This window comes from Geobacillus sp. FSL K6-0789 (assembly GCF_038593135.1).
In the GTDB taxonomy this organism is placed as follows: domain Bacteria; phylum Bacillota; class Bacilli; order Bacillales; family Anoxybacillaceae; genus Geobacillus; species Geobacillus stearothermophilus.
Genome location: NZ_CP151966.1, coordinates 2,033,631 through 2,054,055, shown reverse-complemented (window position 1 = coordinate 2,054,055; position 20,425 = coordinate 2,033,631). Strand labels below are relative to the sequence as shown.

20 protein-coding genes and 1 pseudogene are annotated in these 20,425 nt (G+C 54.1%); 17 read left to right on the top strand and 4 right to left on the bottom strand.

Annotated elements, in window-relative coordinates; translation table 11 throughout:
• The first annotated feature begins 2 nt into the window (after positions 1–2).
• Positions 3–896: a polyprenyl synthetase family protein gene (locus NSQ51_RS10850; RefSeq protein ID WP_049624621.1), complete on the top strand. Its 894-nt coding sequence runs from the start codon at positions 3–5 to the stop codon at positions 894–896.
• Here NSQ51_RS10850 and NSQ51_RS10845 read toward each other — a convergent pair.
• Complete coding sequence (locus NSQ51_RS10845; protein WP_155266802.1) at positions 893–1,048, bottom strand: hypothetical protein; 156 nt, start codon at positions 1,046–1,048, stop codon at positions 893–895. The genes NSQ51_RS10850 and NSQ51_RS10845 overlap by 4 nt on opposite strands.
• Positions 1,049–1,118: 70 nt before the next feature.
• On the opposite strand from NSQ51_RS10845, the gene dxs reads away from it, so the two are divergent.
• From dxs to spo0A, 6 genes are all read left to right on the top strand, one after another.
• Positions 1,119–3,011, top strand: a complete 1,893-nt coding sequence (gene dxs / locus NSQ51_RS10840) for a 1-deoxy-D-xylulose-5-phosphate synthase (protein ID WP_049624620.1) — start codon at positions 1,119–1,121, stop codon at positions 3,009–3,011.
• 4 nt (positions 3,012–3,015) lie between these two features.
• On the top strand, positions 3,016–3,864 hold the full coding sequence (locus NSQ51_RS10835) for a TlyA family RNA methyltransferase (RefSeq protein WP_033009419.1): 849 nt from the start codon (positions 3,016–3,018) through the stop codon (positions 3,862–3,864).
• 80 nt (positions 3,865–3,944) lie between these two features.
• Positions 3,945–4,394, top strand: coding sequence for a transcriptional regulator ArgR (gene argR, locus NSQ51_RS10830; protein ID WP_033016443.1), 450 nt, complete (start codon positions 3,945–3,947; stop codon positions 4,392–4,394).
• A gap of 141 nt (positions 4,395–4,535) precedes the next feature.
• A complete protein-coding gene (recN, locus tag NSQ51_RS10825) occupies positions 4,536–6,257 on the top strand; it encodes a DNA repair protein RecN (RefSeq protein ID WP_033009423.1) in 1,722 nt (573 codons plus the stop codon).
• Positions 6,258–6,445: 188 nt separating this feature from the next.
• Entirely contained in the window at positions 6,446–7,741 is a 1,296-nt protein-coding gene (gene spoIVB, locus NSQ51_RS10820; protein WP_080986151.1) for a SpoIVB peptidase, read from the top strand.
• A gap of 290 nt (positions 7,742–8,031) precedes the next feature.
• Positions 8,032–8,811 (top strand): sporulation transcription factor Spo0A, encoded by a 780-nt coding sequence (gene spo0A / locus NSQ51_RS10815; protein WP_033016446.1) that lies wholly within the window; start codon positions 8,032–8,034, stop codon positions 8,809–8,811.
• A 128-nt stretch (positions 8,812–8,939) separates the two neighbouring features.
• Here spo0A and NSQ51_RS10810 read toward each other — a convergent pair whose 3' ends face one another.
• Positions 8,940–9,092, bottom strand: a complete 153-nt coding sequence (locus NSQ51_RS10810; protein ID WP_064502501.1) for a YycC family protein — start codon at positions 9,090–9,092, stop codon at positions 8,940–8,942.
• A 110-nt stretch (positions 9,093–9,202) separates the two neighbouring features.
• Here NSQ51_RS10810 and NSQ51_RS10805 point away from each other — a divergent pair, with 110 nt between their 5' ends.
• A complete protein-coding gene (locus NSQ51_RS10805) occupies positions 9,203–9,931 on the top strand; it encodes a glycerophosphodiester phosphodiesterase (protein WP_033009425.1) in 729 nt (242 codons plus the stop codon).
• Between the two features lie 58 nt (positions 9,932–9,989).
• Here NSQ51_RS10805 and NSQ51_RS10800 read toward each other — a convergent pair whose 3' ends face one another.
• Positions 9,990–10,238: a DUF2627 domain-containing protein gene (locus NSQ51_RS10800; protein WP_033009427.1), complete on the bottom strand. Its 249-nt coding sequence runs from the start codon at positions 10,236–10,238 to the stop codon at positions 9,990–9,992.
• Positions 10,239–10,412: 174 nt separating this feature from the next.
• Here NSQ51_RS10800 and NSQ51_RS10795 point away from each other — a divergent pair, with 174 nt between their 5' ends.
• From NSQ51_RS10795 to NSQ51_RS10760, 8 genes and pseudogenes are all read left to right on the top strand, one after another.
• Entirely contained in the window at positions 10,413–10,676 is a 264-nt protein-coding gene (locus NSQ51_RS10795; RefSeq protein WP_230581370.1) for a hypothetical protein, read from the top strand.
• A 262-nt stretch (positions 10,677–10,938) separates the two neighbouring features.
• Positions 10,939–11,839 (top strand): annotated as a pseudogene (yqiS, locus tag NSQ51_RS10790) (phosphate butyryltransferase).
• Positions 11,840–11,859: 20 nt separating this feature from the next.
• A complete protein-coding gene (locus tag NSQ51_RS10785) occupies positions 11,860–12,963 on the top strand; it encodes a leucine dehydrogenase (protein WP_033009431.1) in 1,104 nt (367 codons plus the stop codon).
• A 54-nt stretch (positions 12,964–13,017) separates the two neighbouring features.
• Positions 13,018–14,100: a butyrate kinase gene (gene buk, locus NSQ51_RS10780; protein WP_033016450.1), complete on the top strand. Its 1,083-nt coding sequence runs from the start codon at positions 13,018–13,020 to the stop codon at positions 14,098–14,100.
• Positions 14,101–14,162: 62 nt separating this feature from the next.
• A complete protein-coding gene (lpdA, locus tag NSQ51_RS10775) occupies positions 14,163–15,584 on the top strand; it encodes a dihydrolipoyl dehydrogenase (protein WP_033016492.1) in 1,422 nt (473 codons plus the stop codon).
• A gap of 67 nt (positions 15,585–15,651) precedes the next feature.
• Positions 15,652–16,647, top strand: coding sequence for a thiamine pyrophosphate-dependent dehydrogenase E1 component subunit alpha (locus tag NSQ51_RS10770; protein ID WP_033016452.1), 996 nt, complete (start codon positions 15,652–15,654; stop codon positions 16,645–16,647).
• A 16-nt stretch (positions 16,648–16,663) separates the two neighbouring features.
• Complete coding sequence (locus NSQ51_RS10765; RefSeq protein WP_021322378.1) at positions 16,664–17,647, top strand: alpha-ketoacid dehydrogenase subunit beta; 984 nt, start codon at positions 16,664–16,666, stop codon at positions 17,645–17,647.
• Between the two features lie 120 nt (positions 17,648–17,767).
• Positions 17,768–18,052 carry a transposase gene (locus NSQ51_RS10760; protein ID WP_339239211.1) on the top strand — a complete coding sequence of 95 codons (285 nt, stop codon included), beginning with the start codon at positions 17,768–17,770 and terminating at the stop codon, positions 18,050–18,052.
• Here NSQ51_RS10760 and NSQ51_RS10755 read toward each other — a convergent pair whose 3' ends face one another.
• The gene (locus NSQ51_RS10755) at positions 18,053–19,186 is read right to left on the bottom strand and encodes an IS4-like element IS5377 family transposase (RefSeq protein WP_015375695.1); all 1,134 of its coding nucleotides are present in this window, start codon (positions 19,184–19,186) and stop codon (positions 18,053–18,055) included.
• Between the two features lie 175 nt (positions 19,187–19,361).
• On the opposite strand from NSQ51_RS10755, the gene NSQ51_RS10750 reads away from it, so the two are divergent.
• Complete coding sequence (locus NSQ51_RS10750; protein ID WP_339239206.1) at positions 19,362–20,204, top strand: transposase; 843 nt, start codon at positions 19,362–19,364, stop codon at positions 20,202–20,204.
• The last annotated feature ends 221 nt before the right edge of the window (positions 20,205–20,425 follow it).

Here is a 20,425-nt window from a genome sequence, read left to right as displayed (position 1 = left end):
CGGTGGCGCAGCTTTCAGTTGAACAGTTTCTCAACGAGCAAAAACAGGCGGTGGAAACAGCGCTCTCCCGTTATATAGAGCGCTTAGAAGGGCCGGCGAAGCTGAAAAAGGCGATGATGTACTCATTGGAGGCCGGCGGCAAACGAATCCGTCCGTTGCTGCTTCTGTCCACCGTTCGGGCGCTCGGCAAAGACCCGGCGGTCGGATTGCCCGTCGCCTGCGCGATTGAAATGATCCATACGTACTCTTTGATCCATGATGATTTGCCGAGCATGGACAACGATGATTTGCGGCGCGGCAAGCCGACGAACCATAAAGTGTTCGGCGAGGCGATGGCCATCTTGGCGGGGGACGGGTTGTTGACGTACGCGTTTCAATTGATCACCGAAATCGACGATGAGCGCATCCCTCCTTCCGTCCGGCTTCGGCTCATCGAACGGCTGGCGAAAGCGGCCGGTCCGGAAGGGATGGTCGCCGGTCAGGTAGCCGATATGGAAGGAGAGGGGAAAACGCTGACGCTTTCGGAGCTCGAATACATCCATCGGCATAAAACCGGGAAAATGCTGCAATACAGCGTGCACGCCGGCGCCTTGATCGGCGGCGCTGATGCCCGGCAAACGCGGGAGCTTGACGAATTCGCCGCCCATCTAGGCCTTGCCTTTCAAATTCGCGATGATATTCTCGATATTGAAGGGGCAGAAGAAAAAATCGGCAAGCCGGTCGGCAGCGACCAAAGCAACAACAAAGCGACGTATCCAGCGTTGCTGTCGCTTGCCGGCGCGAAGGAAAAGTTGGCGTTCCATATCGAGGCGGCGCAGCGCCATTTACGGAACGCCGACGTTGACGGCGCCGCGCTCGCCTATATTTGCGAACTGGTCGCCGCCCGCGACCATTAAAAGCGGAACGGCCGCCCTTGCTTCGGAGCAAGGGCGGCTGTGTTGCTTTTTTGCTTCCGCCCCATGATAGGTCTTTCATCTTCGCGCCGCGGCCATACAGTGGCGCCAAGGCCGGCGTTGGCGGAAAAAGTCGATTTTTCGCGGCGAATCATGTATAATAATACTACCTGTATTCTAGGGAATCGGCTCGGAGAATGACCGAATGAAAGCGAGTGATCTCATTTGGATTTGACGAAAATTGAACATCCGCGCGTGTTAAAAACGATGTCCATTCCGGAACTGAAACAGTTAAGCGCCGAGATTCGGCGGTTTTTAATTGAAAAGCTGTCCAAAACGGGAGGACACATCGGCCCAAATTTAGGGGTCGTCGAGCTGACGATCGCCCTGCACCGGGAGTTTGACAGCCCGAAAGACAAACTCATTTGGGATGTCGGGCATCAAGCGTATGTGCATAAAATTTTGACGGGGCGCGCTGCTGAGTTCGACACGCTCCGCCAGTACAAGGGGTTGTCCGGCTTCCCGAAGCGGAGCGAAAGCGAGCACGATGTCTGGGAAACAGGCCATAGCTCAACGTCGCTGTCGGCAGCGATGGGCATGGCGATCGCCCGCGATTTAAAAGGGACGGATGAATACATCGTGCCGATCATCGGCGACGGGGCGCTCACCGGCGGCATGGCGCTCGAGGCGCTCAACCATATCGGCCATGAAAAAACGGATATGATTGTCATTTTAAATGACAACGAAATGTCGATCGCCCCGAACGTCGGGGCGCTGCACAACATCCTCGGACGGTTGCGAACAGCCGGCAAATATCAGTGGGTGAAAGATGAGCTTGAATTGTTGCTCAAGCGCATCCCGGCGGTCGGCGGCAAGCTGGCGGCCACGGCCGAACGTTTGAAAGACAGTTTAAAATACTTGCTCGTTTCCGGCGTGTTTTTCGAAGAGCTCGGGTTTACGTATTTAGGACCGGTGGACGGTCATGATTTTGAGGATCTGTTTGAAAATTTGCGTTATGCGAAGAAAATGAAAGGTCCGGTGCTCGTGCATGTGATCACGAAAAAAGGGAAAGGCTACAGTCCGGCGGAAAACGACAAAGTGGGAACGTGGCACGGCACCGGCCCGTACAAAATTGAAACTGGTGCGTTTGTGAAAACGAAGGAAGCCGGGCCGTCGTGGAGCGCGCTTGTCAGCGAAACGGTGCGCCGGCTCGCGCGCACGGATCCGCGCATCGTGGCCATTACGCCGGCGATGCCGGTCGGATCGAAGTTGGAAGGGTTTGCAAGCGAATTTCCGGATCGGATGTTTGATGTCGGCATTGCCGAACAGCATGCGACGACGCTGGCGGCCGGGCTGGCGACGCAAGGGATGAAACCTTTTTTGGCCATTTATTCGACGTTTTTGCAGCGCGCGTACGACCAAGTCGTCCATGACGTATGCCGGCAAAACTTAAACGTCTTTTTCGCCATTGACCGCGCCGGGCTTGTCGGCGCCGACGGCGAAACGCACCAAGGGGTGTTTGACATCGCCTTTTTGCGCCATGTGCCGAACTTGGTGCTGATGATGCCAAAAGATGAAAACGAAGGCCAGCACATGGTGTATACGGCTATCCGCTACGATGACGGGCCGATTGCCATGCGTTTCCCGCGCGGAAACGGCCTGGGCGTTCCGCTTGACGAGGAGCTGAAAGAGATTCCGATCGGCACGTGGGAAGTGCTGCGCGATGGGCGCGATGCGGCGATCTTGACGTTTGGGACAACGATCTCCATGGCGCTTGAGGCTGCCGACCAATTGGCGAAAGAAGGCGTCTCGGTCAAAGTCGTCAACGCCCGCTTTATTAAGCCGATGGACGAAGCGGTGCTTCTTGAACTGCTCGAAAGCCGCCTGCCGATTTTGACGATCGAGGAAGCTGTGCTGCAGGGCGGCTTTGGCAGCGCCGTGCTTGAATTTGCCCATGACCGCGGCTACCATCAGGCGGTGATCGAGCGGATGGGCATCCCTGACCGGTTTATTGAGCACGGAAGCGTCAGCGAGCTGCTGCGCGAAATTGGGCTGACAGCCGCGCATATCGTTGCCCGCATTAAAACGATGGCGCCAAGAAAACAGAAAAGGGCTTGAGATGATGAAAGGGAAAAAAGAACGGCTCGATGTGCTGCTTGTTGAACGCGGGCTGGCGGAAACGCGTGAAAAAGCGAAGCGGGCGATCATGGCCGGCCTCGTCTACTCGAACGACATCCGGCTCGACAAGCCCGGAGAGAAAGTGCCAACGGATATCCCGCTTGAAGTGAAAGGCAACCCGCTCCCGTACGTCAGCCGCGGCGGCTTGAAGCTCGAAAAAGCGTTGCGCGAATTTCAGATCAGCGTTAAAGGAAAAATTGTCCTCGATATCGGCGCCTCGACCGGCGGCTTCACCGATTGCGCCTTGCAGCATGGGGCGAAACTGTCCTATGCGGTCGATGTCGGCTACAACCAGCTCGCCTGGAAGCTGCGTCAAGATGAGCGCGTCGTCGTCATGGAGCGGACGAACTTCCGCTACGCGACGCCGGATTTGTTTACAAAAGGGCTGCCGGAAGTGGCGGTCATCGATGTGTCGTTTATTTCACTTCGGCTCATTTTGCCGGTCGTCAAGACGGTCATCGTTCCAGGCGGCGATGTTATTGCGCTTGTCAAACCGCAGTTTGAAGCAGGGAAAGAAAAGGTTGGCAAAAAAGGAATCGTCCGCGATCCGGCCGTTCATCGCGACGTGCTGGAGTCGATCGTTCAGTTTGCCTGCGCGGAACGGTTCGATGTTCTTCATTTGTCGTACTCGCCGATCACCGGCGGCGACGGCAATATCGAGTTTTTGCTTCATGCGGTCTATTCCGGCGAAGAGCGGGAAGGCGAAAACCGGCTCGCCAAGCCGATTGCAGACGTCGTCAGCGAAGCGCACGCCCGCCTCAGCCTTAAAGAGGGGGAAGAAAACGGCGCCTAAGCAACCGTCGGAAAGAAGTCCCGCCCCCAGCCGGACGGAGCCGCGACTGCGCATCTTAGGGAACGAGGAGGTGGCGCGATTTGAACAAAGGGCAAAGGCATATTAAAATTCGCGAGATTATCATGAACAACGACATCGAGACGCAAGACGAGCTGGTCGACCGGCTGAGGGAAGCCGGCTTCAACGTCACACAGGCGACCGTCTCGCGCGACATTAAGGAGATGCAGCTTGTCAAAGTGCCGATGGCCAACGGCCGCTATAAGTACAGCCTTCCGTCCGATCAGCGCTTCAACCCGCTGCAAAAACTGAAGCGGGCGCTCGTTGACGTGTTCATTAAGCTTGACGGAACCGGAAACTTGCTCGTGCTGCGGACGCTGCCGGGCAACGCCCACGCCATCGGCGTTCTGCTCGATAACTTGGACTGGGACGAAATCGTCGGTACGATTTGCGGCGACGATACGTGTTTAATCATCTGCCGGACGCCAAAAGACGCCAAAAAAGTGTCGAACCAGCTGCTGTCCATGCTTTAACCGAGGACCGGCCCGACTTTCCTCTGCGTCAGAGAGAGGAACAAACGGGGACGGTCCTTTGTTGGGATGTGAACACGTGTTTTATCATTAAGGCAGCCTGGACAAGGCAGGCGCCATTCCAGCGTTCAAGGGGAGGATGGAATGCTCGCTGAACTGTCGATTAAAAATTTCGCGATTATCGAATCGCTCTCGTTGTCGTTTGATAAAGGGCTGACGGTGTTGACGGGCGAAACAGGGGCCGGCAAGTCGATCATCATCGACGCCATTCATTTGCTCATCGGCGGGCGCGGTTCGTCTGAGTTCGTCCGTTTCGGCGCAGAGAAGGCCGAAATCGAAGGGCTGTTTTTGCTTGATGACGACCGCCATCCATGCTGCCAAAAATGTGCGGACATTGGCGTTGATGTCAGCGATGGGATGGTGGTGCTCCGCCGCGACATTTTGGCGAGCGGCAAAAGCATCTGCCGCATCAACGGCAAGCTCGTCACCACCGCCGTGCTGCGCGACATCGGTTCGACGCTCGTCGATATTCACGGTCAGCATGAGCATCAAGAGCTGATGGATCCATCCCGCCATCTGCCGCTTCTCGATGAGTTTGGCGGCGCGGAAACGGCGGCAGCGCTGGCGCGTTATCGCGCTCTGTATGAAGAGCGTGAAGCGTTGGTAAAAAAGTTGAAAAAGCTGAGTGAAAATGAGCAGCAAATGGCGCATCGGCTCGATTTGTTGACGTTTCAGCTGCGCGAAATCGAACAAGCCGGGCTCGAGATTGGCGAAGACGAGCGGCTGATGGAAGAAAAAGTGCGGATTGTGAATTTCCAAAAAATTTATCAAGCCATTCAGCATAGCTACGAAGCGCTCGCCGGCGAAGGACGCGGCTTGGATTCGGTCGGCCAGGCGATGGGCCATCTCGAGGACGTCGCTGCGATGGACGCGGAACTTAAAGAGGCGCATGAAATGGTGGCCAACAGCTACTATTTGCTCGAGGAAGTCATGTATAGGCTGCGCGACCAACTTGAGGAGCTTGAATACGACCCGATGCGGCTTGACGCCATTGAAAGCCGCCTCGCGGAAATCCAGCAATTAAAACGGAAGTACGGAGCGACGATCGCCGATATTTTGCAGTATGCCGAAGCGATCGCCGAAGAAATCGAGACGATTGAAAACCGCGACATGCATGTGCACGACCTCGAGCGGCAGCTTGCCGACGTGACCGGCAAATTGCTTGCCGAGGCGAAAAAGGTGACCAGCATCCGCCAGGCGTACGCCCGGCAGCTGATTGAGCGCATTCAGCAAGAATTGAAAGATTTGTACATGGAAAAAACGCAGTTTGACATCGTCTTCGCCAAACGCGAAGGTCCGCTCGACGCCCCGCTGGTCGACGGCGTGCCGGTCAAATTTGCGGAAGACGGCATCGATGTTGTCGAATTTTACCTGTCGACGAACGTCGGCGAGCCGCTGAAGCCGCTTGCCAAAACTGCTTCAGGCGGCGAGCTGTCGCGCATTATGCTCGCATTGAAGACGATTTTTTCGAAACACCAAGGCGTGACATCGATTATTTTTGATGAAGTCGACACCGGCGTCAGCGGCCGGGTCGCCCAGGCGATCGCCGAAAAAATTTACCGCATCGCCAGCCAGTCGCAAGTGCTTTGCATTTCCCACCTGCCGCAAGTCGCCGCCATGGCGGACACGCATCTGTTGATCGTGAAGGAAACGGACGGAACGCGGACCAAAACGGCCGTGAAAAAGCTCGATGAGGAGGAGAAGGTGAAGGAAATCGGACGGATGATTTCCGGCGTGGAGATGACCGAACTGACGAAGCAGCATGCCAAAGAGCTGCTCGAGCTGGCGGCGAAAATGAAGCGATAGCCTTGCTGTCCGCCCCCCCGTCGGGCCGTTGCCCCCGCTGCGAGGCAATGGGCTGCCCGGATGAAAGTCCATCCAATCCGGGCAGCTTTTTTTATAAGCGTTGCGATTATATTTTCCCCTGTTCAGGCAAAATTAAAACTGTAACCGTTTTTGTATGGTGTAGGCGGGAGCGAGGAGAGTGAACGACATTGAAGAAAGAAATGGCCCGAAACATAGCAGGAGTGCTTCTCCTAGGCATGCTGATGGCGATCGGTTTTACCAAACCGATGAAAGAATATTGGCAAATTCCAAAGCAGCTTGTGCTGTTTGAAGGCGATACGGTCGAATTTCGGGCGTCAGCCCTTCCGGTGCAAGCGGCCGTCCATGACCGAAACGCTCCCGAAACGCTCAATGTTGAGCAAAAAAACGGTTCGTGGTCTGTAAAGGCGAAACAGCGCGGAGAAGAAACGTTGGTTTTGCAGGTCGCCGGAATGCCGATTAAACAAGTGGATGTCAACGTGCTGCCGACGCTGAAAGTCATCCCCGGCGGGCAATCGATCGGCGTCAAACTCAATACGGTTGGGGTGCTTGTGGTCGGCTACCACTTAGTCGAAACAGAAAACGGAAAGAAGTCCCCGGGGGAGGCGGCCGGCATCCAAATCGGCGACGTGATCACCGCCATTAACGGGCAAAAAATTGAAAACATGAGCGATCTCTCCCCTTTCATTGAGGAAGCCGGCAAAACCGGAAAACCGCTTCATCTCACCATTCTGCGCGATCAGCACTCCGTCACAGCGAAGCTCGTTCCGCTGAAAGACAAGCATGACGACGTGTACCGCATCGGCTTGTATATCCGTGATTCCGCCGCCGGCATCGGGACGATGACGTTCTATGACCCAAAATCGAAAACGTACGGTGCGCTCGGCCATGTCATTTCCGACATGGATACGAAAAAGCCGATTTTGGTGCAAAATGGGCAAATTATGCGCTCGACCGTCACCTCCATTGAAAAAGGGACGAGCGGCAATCCAGGCGAAAAGTTAGCCCGCTTCTCCGATGGCGAAGAGATGATCGGCACGGTGACGAATAACAGTCCGTTTGGCATTTTTGGTAAACTGACAAAGCCATTGCCGGACAGCCCATTCACGAAACCGATTCCGATCGCTTTGGCCAGCCAGGTGAAAGAAGGACCGGCAAAAATATTGACAGTGGTCGAAAACGACAAGGTGGAGCAATTTGATGTTGAAATTGTCAGCAACGTTCCACAAAAGTTTCCAGCCACAAAAGGACTCGTCATCCGCGTCACCGATCCGCGCCTGCTCAAGAAAACGGGCGGCATCGTTCAAGGCATGAGCGGCAGCCCGATCATTCAAGATGGCAAACTTGTCGGTGCGGTGACGCATGTGTTTGTCAACGATCCGACATCGGGATACGGCGTCCATATTGAATGGATGCTGCAAGAAGCAGGAATCGATCTATATGGCCGTCAAAAAAAGGCGAGCTGACCGCGAGTCAGCTCGCTTTTTTTGCAGCCCAAAAATTTTTCAAAAAAGACGGCAAATATTTTGCCGATTGGGCATAGATATTTGGTGAAACATCCGTTAAAATGGAACATGTAAAGATTTTTCGACAAATACATGGTTAAAAAAACGAATATTGTCTAAAGAGCTCGTTTTTTGCTATAATTTTTATTTTGCATTAATTTGTGAAAAAGAAAAGGATTTTTTGCTGCTGTTGTCGAATGTACGTTAACGGAAAGTTACATAGGAAGAAAATGTGGGGGAGGACGATCAAGTTGAGCATTAAAGTGTGTATTGCCGACGATAATCGCGAATTGGTGTCATTGCTTGATGAATATATTTCGAGCCAGCCGGACATGGAAGTGATCGGCACGGCGTACAACGGCCAGGACTGCCTGCAGATGCTTGAGGAAAAGCGGCCGGATATTTTGCTGTTGGACATCATTATGCCGCATTTGGACGGACTGGCTGTTTTGGAGAGAATCCGCGCCGGCTTCGAACACCAGCCCAATGTCATTATGCTGACGGCGTTCGGCCAGGAAGACGTGACGAAAAAGGCGGTTGAACTCGGGGCTTCCTATTTCATTTTAAAGCCGTTTGACATGGAAAACTTAGCCCACCATATTCGGCAAGTTTACGGTAAAACGACGCCGGTTGTGAGGAAAGCAGCCCCGGCGCCCCAAGTGCGCGACAACAAGCCGAAAAACTTGGACGCGAGCATTACGAGCATCATCCATGAAATCGGCGTTCCAGCCCACATTAAAGGCTATTTGTATTTGCGCGAGGCCATCGCCATGGTCTATCACGACATCGAGCTGCTCGGCTCGATCACGAAAGTGCTGTACCCGGACATCGCCAAAAAATACAACACAACGGCAAGCCGGGTCGAACGGGCGATCCGCCATGCGATCGAAGTCGCCTGGAGCCGCGGCAATCTCGAATCGATCTCATCGCTGTTCGGCTATACGGTCAGCGTCTCGAAAGCCAAACCGACCAACTCCGAATTCATCGCCATGGTGGCCGACAAACTGCGGCTTGAGCATAAAGCGTCATAAAGGGCGGAACGCGGTGAAGGCAAAAGAGGCGGGCCGAAAAAGCGGTTGACCGGCTTTTTGGCGCCGGCCTTTTTTGCGGCCGGGCGCCTACTCGAAACGCCAAGCCACCCGTTGATGAGGGCGGGCCGCTACGGTTCGTCATGCTCTGTTTCCTTTTTCTCAAGTTCGAGCAATTTTTTCATCAAAATATGCGGCGGCATGTGCATCACTTGCTCGATCGGCACGCCGAGCGCTTTTGCCAGCTTTTGCGCCGTCTCCAAGGAAATTTTCAGCGGCTGCATCATCTTCCCCTCCAGTGCCTCATACATTACTTTTAGTATAACCGATCACTGCCGCATTCGGCCAGCTTTGTCGGCCAAATGGCGAATTATATGGGAAAGGAAGAAACGGCATGACATATATTTTTGCCCACCGCGGAGCGGCGGGAACCCACCCGGAAAATACGATGGCAGCGTTTGAAGAAGCGCTGAAGGCGGGGGCGGATGGCATTGAGCTCGATGTGCAGTTGACGAAAGACGGCGAACCGGTCGTCATTCATGACGAAACGGTCGACCGGACGACGGACGGCAGCGGCTGGGTCAAAGACATCCTATACCGCGAACTCCGCAAGTTCAACGCAGCAGCGAAATGGGACGGCCGTTACGGCCATTGCCCGATTCCCCATCTCGAGGAAGTGCTCGCCTGGCTGGCGCCGACACGGCTTTTAGTCAACATTGAGCTGAAAAACAGCCTCGTGGCTTATGAAAGGCTTGAGCAAAAGGTGATCGCCGTTGTGCGCCGCTATGGGCTCGAGAACCGGACGATTTTCTCGTCGTTCAACCATAACAGCATGCGTCTTTGCCGCCAGTTGGCGCCGGAGATCGAAACGGCGCTTCTTTATATGGAGCCGCTCTATGACCCGTGGACGTATGTGCAGGCGATGAATGCAGGCGGGGTGCATCCGTACCACCGAACGGTGACGGCGGACTTCGCCGCGGATGCGCGGCGCCGCGGCGTCGCAGTCCGGCCCTTTACGGTGAACAAGCCGAAAACGGCGAAGACGATGTTCGCCTATAAAGTGGATGCGATTTTCACCGACTATCCGCGTCAAGCGAAGGAATGGAAAGAGAAAACACCTTAACGAAAACCGTTAAGGCGTTTTTTGGCTTGCCTTGAAATGGATGGTTTCCAATTCCGAATCAAGGCGTTTTTCGTTTTCGTTGAAAACGCGCCTGCACTTTGTTCCGTTTTCGGTCGCGGTGCAGCAAAAACCCGCCAATAAACGCCAACCCGGCTGCAAACAGCACAAGCCCGGCGAGAAATTGCAGCCATAAGGCGGCAAACGGCGGCTGCATGATGCCAAACAACGCATCGCGCATCCATTTAATGCCGAGCGCCGCCGCCAGCCCCGGAACGACTAAAATGAACAGCGCAATCATTCGCCCCATCGCGATCGCGTCCCTTTCCCAGCAGAAATCACTTCACCGATTATCATAACCGTTATCCGTCATTTGTCAAGGAACGAAAAAGCGGGTATGATAAAACTGTCTGCAAAATTTGGCATAGGACGAAATGTGGGGGAACAGGATGAAAAACGTGATCATCATCGGGGCGGAACCTCGTTGCTGAAACTGCTCCATGAAGCGTCAGGGTTTGACGTCGTGGCCGTCATTGATGTTGATGACAACGCCCCGGGGCTGCAATTGGCGCGCAAATGGGGCATTGCGGTTGGCCGCGACTGGCGCCCATGGATGGATGAGCCGCTTGATTTGATTATTGAAACGACCGGGAGGGCAGACGTTCTTGAGTTAATCCGCCAGCAGGCGCCCAAGGGGGCGAATATCGTTCCAAGCGCCGTCGCGCGAATGATGGCGGAGCTCGTCTAGGAAAAGGAAGCGCTCATCGCCAAGTTGAAAAGCGAGGCGGACCGGCGCGCTCGGCATTTCGGTGCGCAATTTATACTACAAGCTTGAAAAATACAACATTGACAAAAACAGTGTGCAATAATTTGCGTATAGTGAAAAAGATTACACAAACGAACTTCAACAGCCTTTATTTCATAAAGCGCTTTCATATATTGGTGATTGGCATGGTTTTTGCGTATAAAGAAGTGCCTCGACGGATTGGCAGAAAAGGTTGGTGCAGACGATGAAGTTGAACACATTAATCGAGAAAGCAAGTCAATGTCAAGGTCGGACGGTGGCCGTGGCCGCCGCCGAGGATGAGGAAGTGATCGAAGTGGTGGCGATGGCGCTCGAGCATCGCCTCGACCGGTTTGTGCTGTACGGAGACCGGGAGCGAATCGGACGGTTGCTCAAAGAAAAAGGGGGGGGCGCGTTTTGCCGATGTCGATATCGTTCACACCAATTCGGTCGCCCAAGCGGCCGAACTGGCGGTGCGCGCCGTTCATTTGAATGAAGCAGATGCCTTAATGAAAGGGCACGTACCGACGGCAACCTTTCTGAAAGCCGTCTTGAACAAAGAATACGGGCTGCGCACAGGAAAGGTGTTGTCCCATGTCGCGGTGTTTGACGTGCCGGCGTTCGAACGGCTGATCATCGTGACCGACGCGGCCATGAACATCGCCCCCGATCTCGAGCAAAAAGTGCAAATTGTGAACAATGCCGTCAGCGTGGCGCGTTCCATCGGCATCGAGCGTCCGAAAGTCGCGGCGCTGGCGGCGGTGGAGACGGTCAATCCGGCCATGCCGGCAACCGTCGATGCAGCGGCGCTCGCGATGATGCAAAAGCGGGGACAAATCGAACATTGCCTGCTTGACGGGCCGCTTGCCTTGGACAATGCAGTGTCTATGACGGCGGCGAAGCATAAACGAATTGAAAGCGAAGTGGCTGGACAGGCTGATATTTTGCTCGTGCCGGACATTGAATCCGGCAACATGTTGTACAAGTCGCTCGTCTACTTTGCAAAAGCCAAAGTCGGCGCGGTCATCGCCGGGGCGAAGGCGCCGATCGTCTTGACGTCGCGCGCCGACTCGGCGGAAAGCAAACTGTATTCGTTGGCGCTCGCCATCTGTTCGGCAGCGAAATGAAAAGAAGGAGGCCATCTGAGATGGAATTATTCAAATATATGGAAACTTACGATTATGAGCAAGTGCTGTTTTGCCAAGATAAAGAATCGGGTTTGAAAGCGATCATTGCCATTCATGACACAACGCTCGGCCCGGCGCTCGGCGGGACGCGCATGTGGATGTACAATTCGGAAGAAGAAGCGCTTGAAGACGCCTTGCGCCTCGCCCGCGGCATGACGTACAAAAACGCGGCCGCCGGCCTCAACTTGGGCGGGGGCAAAACGGTCATCATCGGCGACCCGCGCAAAGATAAAAACGAAGCGATGTTCCGGGCGTTCGGCCGCTTCATTCAAGGGCTGAACGGCCGCTACATCACGGCGGAAGACGTCGGCACGACCGTCGCCGATATGGATATCATCTATCAAGAAACCGACTATGTCACCGGCATTTCGCCCGAATTCGGCTCATCCGGCAACCCATCGCCGGCGACCGCCTACGGCGTATACCGCGGCATGAAGGCGGCGGCAAAAGAGGCGTTCGGCAGCGATTCGCTCGAAGGAAAAGTCGTCGCCGTCCAAGGAGTCGGCAATGTCGCGTATCATTTGTGCCGCCATTTGCACGAAGAAGGAGCGAAACTCATCGTGACTGACATCAACAAGGAAGCGGTGGCGCGCGCGGTCGAGGAATTCGGAGCGAAAGCGGTCGACCCGAACGACATTTACGGCGTGGAGTGCGACATTTTTGCTCCATGCGCGCTCGGCGGCATCATCAACGATCAAACGATTCCGCAACTGAAAGCGAAAGTGATCGCCGGATCGGCGAACAACCAGCTGAAAGAGCCGCGCCATGGCGACATCATCCATGAAATGGGCATCGTCTATGCCCCGGATTATGTGATCAACGCCGGCGGCGTCATCAACGTCGCGGACGAACTGTACGGCTACAATCGGGAACGGGCGATGAAAAAAATCGAGCAAATTTATGACAACATCGAAAAAGTGTTTGCCATCGCCAAGCGCGACAACATTCCAACGTATGTGGCCGCCGACCGGATGGCGGAAGAACGGATTGAAACGATGCGCAAAGCGCGCAGTCAATTTTTGCAAAATGGTCACCATATTTTAAGCCGCCGTCGCGCCCGCTAACAGCGGCGCGGGGCGGCCTCCGCCCCGCCGGCGGATGACGGAGGGACGACAACGATGCAAGAGCAGAAGTTCCGCATTTTAACGATCAATCCAGGTTCGACGTCAACGAAAATCGGCGTCTTTGAAAACGAACGGCCATTGCTCGAAAAAACGATCCGCCACGAGGCGGAGGTGCTTCGGCAATATAAAACGATTGCGGATCAGTATGAGTTCCGCAAACAAACGATTTTGCAAGCTCTCGATGAAGAAGGGATCAATTTATCGAAGTTGAACGCCGTCTGCGGCCGTGGTGGACTCCTCCGCCCGATCGAAGGCGGGACGTACCGTGTCAATGAGGCGATGCTTGAAGATTTACGCCGCGGTTATTCGGGACAGCACGCCTCTAATCTCGGCGGCATTTTGGCGCATGAGCTCGCCTCGGCCTTAAACATCCCGGCGTTTATCGTCGACCCGGTCGTCGTCGATGAGCTTGAGCCAATCGCCCGGATCAGCGGCTTTCCGCTCATTGAGCGGCGCAGCATTTTCCACGCCCTAAACCAAAAAGCGGTCGCGCGCCGCGTCGCCAAGCAGCTTGGCAAGCGGTATGACGAACTGAACTTGATCGTCGCTCATATGGGCGGCGGCATCACGGTCGGCGCCCATAAGCAAGGGCGGGTGGTGGACGTGAACAACGGGCTTGACGGCGAAGGCCCGTTCAGCCCGGAGCGTGCCGGGACGGTGCCGGCCGGCGATTTGGTGGCGCTATGCTTCTCGGGCGACTACTATCGCGAGGAAGTGATGCGCATGCTCGTCGGTCAAGGCGGACTTGTCGGGTATTTGGGCACGAACGATGCGGTGAAAGTCGAGAACATGATCGAAGCTGGCGATGAAAAGGCCAAGCTCGTCTATGAGGCGATGGCGTACCAAGTGGCGAAAGAAATCGGCGCGGCAAGCGCCGTATTGGCGGGCAAAGTGGACGCCATCATTTTGACCGGCGGGTTGGCGTATGGCAAATCGTTTGTCGAACGAATCACTCGCCGCGTGCAATGGATCGCCGATGTCATCGTCCATCCGGGCGAAAACGAACTGCAGGCGCTTGCCGAAGGGGCGCTTCGCGTCCTGCGCGGCGAAGAAGAGGAAAAAACGTATTCAGGGTGAAGCGGCTTCGCCGGTTTCAGTCCGGCGTTGATGCGGCAACGGATGAGAAAGGGGAAGACAAGATGGCAAAAGAATACGATGTCGTCATTCTCGGCGGCGGCACGGGTGGCTATGTGGCCGCTATTCGCGCCTCGCAGCTCGGCTTGAAAACGGCGGTTGTCGAAAAAGGGAAGCTCGGCGGCACGTGCCTGCACGCCGGCTGCATTCCGTCCAAAGCGCTGCTCCGCAGTGCGGAAGTGTACGCGCAAACGAAAAATAGCGAGGCGTTTGGCGTCATCGTCGGTGATGTGCGCCTTGATTTCGCGAAAGTGCAGGCGCGCAAAGCAACGATTGTCGACCAGCTCCATAAAGGTGTGCAGCATTTGATGAAAAAAGGGAAGATCGATGTGTACGCCGGCATCGGCCGCCTGCTCGGCCCGTCGATCTTTTCCCCGCTGCCGGGGACGGTGTCGGTTGAGATGAACGACGGCAGCGAAAACGAAATGCTTGTCCCGAAATTCGTCGTCATTGCCACTGGTTCGCGGCCGCGTACGCTACCGGGGCTTGAGCCGGACGGCGAATTCGTGATGACATCGGATGAGGCGCTGCAAATGGAGGTGCTTCCGTCGTCTATCTTGATCGTCGGGGGCGGCGTCATCGGCATGGAATGGGCGTCGATGCTCAACGATTTCGGTGTGGAGGTCACCGTGCTTGAGTATGCCGATCGCATTTTGCCGACAGAAGATGAAGATGTCTCAAAAGAAATGGAAAAACTGCTCCTCCGCCGCGGCGTCAACATCGTCACAGGAGCGCGGGTGCTCGCGGAAACGCTCGAGAAAGGAAACGGCGTCACGATCCAAGCGGAGCATCAAGGCGAGCGGAAAACGTTTGCGGCCGACAAGATGCTCGTTTCCATCGGGCGTCAGGCGAACATTGAAGGAATTGGTCTTGAAAACACCGAAATTGTTGTGGAGAAGGGATATATTCAAACAAACGAGTTCGGCCAAACGAAAGAATCGCACATTTACGCAATCGGTGATGTCATCGGCGGCCTGCAGCTGGCCCATGTCGCTGCCCATGAAGGGATTGTCGCCATTGAGCATTTGGCCGGGCGCAATCCAGCGCCGATTGACTATTCGATGGTGCCCCGCTGCATTTACACCCGTCCAGAAGCGGCGGCGGTCGGCTTAACCGAACAAGAGGCGAAAGCGAAAGGCTATGATGTCAAAATCGGCAAATTTCTGTTTAAAGCCATTGGCAAGGCGCTTGTGTTCGGTGAGGCGGAAGGGTTTGTGAAACTCATCGCCGACCGGAACACGGACGATCTGCTTGGCGTCCATATGGTCGGGCCGCACGTGACCGATTTGATTTCCGAAGCCGGGCTCGCCCGCGTGCTTGATGCAGCTCCGTGGGAAGTGGCCCATGCGATCCACCCGCATCCGACGCTGTCAGAGGCCATGGCGGAAGCGGCGCTGGCGGTCGATGGCAAAGCGATTCATTTTTAGTTCGTGGCGGCATGAGCTTGGCGCGTGATCATTGGTTGACTATGTGAATCTAAGGGAGGTTGTTGTGATGGCGCAAAACCGTCATCAAGCGCTCGGATTAAGCGATGACACGGTGTTGGAAATGTATGAAACAATGCTTCTCGCCCGCAAGCTCGATGAGCGGATGTGGCTGTTAAACCGCGCCGGAAAAATTCCGTTCGTCATCTCGTGCCAAGGGCAGGAAGCGGCGCAAGTCGGCGCGGCGTTCGCCCTCGATCGGACAAAGGACTATGTACTGCCGTACTACCGCGATATGGGGGTTGTGCTGACATTTGGAATGACGGCGAGAGAATTGATGCTGGCGGCGTTCGCCAAGGCGGAAGACCCGAACTCCGGAGGCCGGCAAATGCCTGGCCATTTCGGGCAAAAGAAAAACCGGATCGTCACCGGCTCCTCGCCCGTGACGACGCAAGTGCCGCATGCGGTCGGCTTTGCGTTAGCGGCGAAAATGGAAAAGAAAGATTTTGTCGCTTTTGTCACCTTTGGCGAAGGGTCGTCGAACCAAGGCGACTTCCATGAAGGGGCAAACTTCGCCGGTGTTCACAAGCTTCCGGTCATCTTCATGTGCGAAAACAACCAGTACGCCATTTCCGTGCCGATTTCGAAACAACTCGCGTGCGAAAAAGTGTCCGACCGCGCTGTCGGTTACGGCATGCCGGGCTATACGGTCGACGGCACCGATCCGCTTGAAGTATACCGCGTCGTCAAGGAAGCGGCCGACCGCGCCCGCCGCGGCGAAGGGCCAACGTTGATTGAAGCGGTGACGTATCGGCTGACGTCGCACTCGTCGGATGACGACCATCGCGTCTACCGGACGGAAGAAGAGCTCGCCGAGGCGCGCGCCAAAGACCCGATCATCACATTTGCCAACTATTTGAAAGAAACGGGCGTTTTGACCGATGAACGGGATGAAGAAATTCAAGCGCGCGTCATGAAGGAAGTGAACGAAGCGACTGACTACGCTGAGAAGGCGCCGTATGCCGAGCCGGAGCACGCGCTTCGCTACGTGTATGCCGAGGAGTAAGGGAGGGGATTTGACGATGCCTGTTATTTCCTATATTGATGCGGTCACGATGGCAATTCGCGAAGAGATGGAGCGCGACCCGCGCGTGTTTGTGTTAGGAGAAGACGTCGGCCGAAAAGGCGGAGTGTTCAAAGCGACACAAGGATTGTACGAGCAGTTTGGCGAAGAGCGCGTGATTGATACGCCGCTTGCCGAATCGGCGATCGTCGGCGTCGGCATCGGCGCGGCGATGTACGGTCTGCGCCCGATCGCGGAAATTCAGTTTGCCGACTTCATCATGCCGGCGGTCAACCAAATCATTTCGGAGGCGGCGCGCATTCGCTACCGCTCGAACAACGACTGGAACTGCCCGATCGTCATCCGCGCTCCATACGGCGGCGGTGTTCACGGTGCTCTGTACCATTCTCAATCGGTGGAAGCGATTTTCGCCAACCAGCCGGGGCTGAAAATCGTCATGCCGTCGACGCCGTATGATGTAAAAGGATTATTGAAAGCGGCGATTCGCGATGAAGATCCGGTGCTCTTTTTCGAGCATAAACGCGCCTACCGCCTCATTAAAGGAGAGGTGCCGGAAGACGACTACGTATTGCCGATCGGCAAAGCTGATGTCAAGCGTGAAGGAGAGGACATCACGGTCATCACGTACGGGCTGTGCGTCCATTTTGCCTTGCAGGCGGCCGAACGCGTCGCACAAGACGGCATTTCCGTCCATCTGCTCGATTTGCGCACCGTCTACCCGCTTGACAAAGAAGCGATCATCGAAGCGGCGAGCAAAACGGGGAAAGTGCTGCTTATTACGGAAGACAATAAAGAAGGCAGCGTCATGAGCGAAGTCGCCGCCATTATCGCGGAGCATTGTTTGTTTGATCTCGACGCGCCGATTATGCGCCTTGCCGGTCCAGACGTTCCGGCCATGCCGTATGCGCCGACGATGGAGAAGTTCTTTATGGTCAACCCGGAAAAAGTCGAAAAAGCGATGCGTGAACTCGCGGCGTTTTAACATAAATCAGCCAGAAGTCCCCCACCTCTACAGGTGGGGGATGAATGGCGTTCGGTTTTTCTGTTTTTCTCTTTCTTCTTTGGATGGCAATAGAATACAATAAACATAGGAGGTGAAACCATGTATCGAACGCTGAAAACCCGTTTTCGGGCAAAGAAAGAAGTTATCCAAAAACTATTTGAATGCAATCGTATCTCCGCAGAAGTTTGGAACGAATGCCTTCGTTTGGCAAAAGAACATCATTTGGAAACAGGAAAATGGATAACCAAAACGGAACTGCAAAAAGCAACAAAAGGTCGTTTTTCTATCCACAGCCAAAGCATCCAGGCGGTTGTGCATAAATATATCTTTGCCCGTGATGGGGCAAAAGAAGCACGGAAAAAAGGAGAAAAACACGAGTGTTGATTATCCAAAATTATACATACGCCTTCCATAAATTTGGGCATACTCAAACAAAGCAGCGGCCATCCCGGATTTCCAATCGAGAGGAAGCTGCCCAGAGAAAAAACGGCGAACGAACGAAATGAAGGAAAGAGAGACGTTCGTCTGTTTTTTGGTTTGATCATACAGCCATCGCAGCAACACATACGCGATGAACGCCGCAAACAGTTGGTTGTATACCGCATTTTCCGTCGTGCCAAACAAGGTCGGGACATTCAGATATTGCTTCACCCAACGGAAAAAGACCTCAACAGTCCAACGTTGTTGGTACATGTCGGCAATGGTTTCCGCAGACGCATGGAAGAGGTTCGTCACGACCCGAATGTCGCGGCCATTCGCATCTCGAAAGATCACCACCCGGTGACGCTTGGTGGAGCGGCATTGTTTCGTTCCCAACTGGCACGTGAAGTCGGCTTGAACCGATGAGGATGTGCTGGAAAGGCGTTTCAAGCTTTTTTTCTGATGAAGTTCGATGTTGTCCTTCATCCGAATGACAAAGAGCTGATGCTGCTCCACAAATCGATCGAGGCGTTCGATTTTGAAATACGCCCGGTCTTCCACCAGCACTTGTTGAGCGTTCGTCAACTGTTCTCCCACCGGGCCATCATGACGCAGTCCGATGGTTTCCACCACGTCTGCCGGCAACGAGGATTCCGGCGAATACGCGACGTGCAGCTTCACTCCGGCGCGTTCGCCGTGATACGGAGCCCATGGGAGGCGGTTTTTCCCGACCGTGACGGTCGTCGAATCCACCACCCGAAGCGGTTTGGGAAACCGAAGCGAACGGCGGGTTTGGCGGTTGCACTTGGAAATGATCAACGCCAACAAGCGTTTCATGATGTCATAGGGAACTTCTTTCGCTTTCTTGGATACAGTTGAATAATGGAATCGCGGCAATCCATACAGAGGCCCCACATCGGCTCCGTGGCGAAAGCTTTTCCATTGATGCATGGCGGCCAGCAGGAAGAAGTGAATCAACTCGCGCAACGTAAAGGTTCGAGACGAATCACGATACCCAACCGCTTCGGCAATCAGTTGAATCTCTTCATCCGAAACAAGTTTTTGCATCAAATTCGGGAGTGTGGTATGCTTGTTCATAGAGAGCACCTCCTGGGTTTGTTTGTGTCGTTACTCACATTCTACAGGAAAGGTGCTCTTTTTTCTATACCCTTTGGATTTTATTGGATAATCAACACGCCTGGGAGAAAAAATCAAATATCCATACAAAAAGAAAAAACATTTCAACACGAAATGGGCAAAAGATGGGTTTGTTTTGCATGAAGACGGAACGTTGGAACTGTCGCTAGGAATTTGGAATCGAAAACGACAATCTCCTTTGGTGGTGAAAATCGACAAAGAGAAACTTCCAAACGGAAAAGTCAAAGAAATCGAGTTGGTCTATGACCGTGGTTTGTGGCTTTGTTTATCGTATGAAGATGGGAAAAAACCAAAAGAAAATCCATGTAAAAACCGTGTTGCTATTGACCCAGGGGAAATTCACACCATCGCAGCCATTTGTGAAAATGGGGAAAGCCTCATTATCACGGGAAGAAAAATAAGAAGCATTCATCGGTTGAGAAACAAGAAATTAAAAGAACTGCAAAAACTCATGAGCAGATGCAAAAAAGGCTCCAAACAATGGAAAAAGTACAATCGGGCGAAACAATATGTACTTTCGAAATCAGAGGCACAACTAAAGGATGCACTGCACAAAACCACGAGACAATTTGTTCGTTGGTGTTTGGAAAACCAAGTGAAAGAAGTCGTCATTGGAGATATCGAAGGAATCCAACGGAATACGAAAAAGAAACGAAACAAAAAGACCAATCAGAAATTATCCAATTGGTCGTTTGGAAAATTATTTGATTATCTCAAATACAAATTGAATGCCGAAGGAATTCAAATCGAGAAAAAAGATGAAAGTTATACCTCGCAAACATGCCCTGTTTGCGGGAAGAAAAATAAATCTTCTTCTAGAAATTATACATGTCAATGCGGGTACAAACGACACCGTGATATCCATGGGGCAATGAATTTATTTGCCAAAGTATATTATGGTGAAATCCGCCCATTGGAATTTACGGTCAAACCGTTTACGTATCGACGGATTGCTTAGGTATGAAGTCGTAGATGGCGAGTTCCCGCCCTTGAGTATCATGGATACTCATGTTGCCTGTGGCTCCCAACGGGACGGGTGCCAGGTGTTGCCTGCAGATAGGCTGCCAACCAGCCTATCATGCATCCACCTCCGAAGGGGAAACAGGAAACCCCCACTTCGATAAGTGGGGGAGGTTCATTGTAGGAGCAGTGGAGGAGCGGAGAACCCCGGTCCGCAGC

Excerpts from the sequence above, each read along its gene's own strand:
- NSQ51_RS10845 (WP_155266802.1), bottom strand. The coding sequence starts at position 1,048 with ATGATTCGCCGCGAAAAATCGACTTTTTCCGCCAACGCCGGCCTTGGC.
- NSQ51_RS10835 (WP_033009419.1), top strand. The coding sequence starts at position 3,016 with ATGAAAGGGAAAAAAGAACGGCTCGATGTGCTGCTTGTTGAACGCGGG.
- recN (WP_033009423.1), top strand. The coding sequence starts at position 4,536 with ATGCTCGCTGAACTGTCGATTAAAAATTTCGCGATTATCGAATCGCTC.
- NSQ51_RS10810 (WP_064502501.1), bottom strand. The coding sequence starts at position 9,092 with ATGCAGCCGCTGAAAATTTCCTTGGAGACGGCGCAAAAGCTGGCAAAA.
- NSQ51_RS10805 (WP_033009425.1), top strand. The coding sequence starts at position 9,203 with ATGACATATATTTTTGCCCACCGCGGAGCGGCGGGAACCCACCCGGAA.
- NSQ51_RS10800 (WP_033009427.1), bottom strand. The coding sequence starts at position 10,238 with ATGGGGCGAATGATTGCGCTGTTCATTTTAGTCGTTCCGGGGCTGGCG.
- NSQ51_RS10785 (WP_033009431.1), top strand. The coding sequence starts at position 11,860 with ATGGAATTATTCAAATATATGGAAACTTACGATTATGAGCAAGTGCTG.
- buk (WP_033016450.1), top strand. The coding sequence starts at position 13,018 with ATGCAAGAGCAGAAGTTCCGCATTTTAACGATCAATCCAGGTTCGACG.
- lpdA (WP_033016492.1), top strand. The coding sequence starts at position 14,163 with ATGGCAAAAGAATACGATGTCGTCATTCTCGGCGGCGGCACGGGTGGC.
- NSQ51_RS10770 (WP_033016452.1), top strand. The coding sequence starts at position 15,652 with ATGGCGCAAAACCGTCATCAAGCGCTCGGATTAAGCGATGACACGGTG.
- NSQ51_RS10765 (WP_021322378.1), top strand. The coding sequence starts at position 16,664 with ATGCCTGTTATTTCCTATATTGATGCGGTCACGATGGCAATTCGCGAA.
- NSQ51_RS10760 (WP_339239211.1), top strand. The coding sequence starts at position 17,768 with ATGTATCGAACGCTGAAAACCCGTTTTCGGGCAAAGAAAGAAGTTATC.
- NSQ51_RS10755 (WP_015375695.1), bottom strand. The coding sequence starts at position 19,186 with ATGAACAAGCATACCACACTCCCGAATTTGATGCAAAAACTTGTTTCG.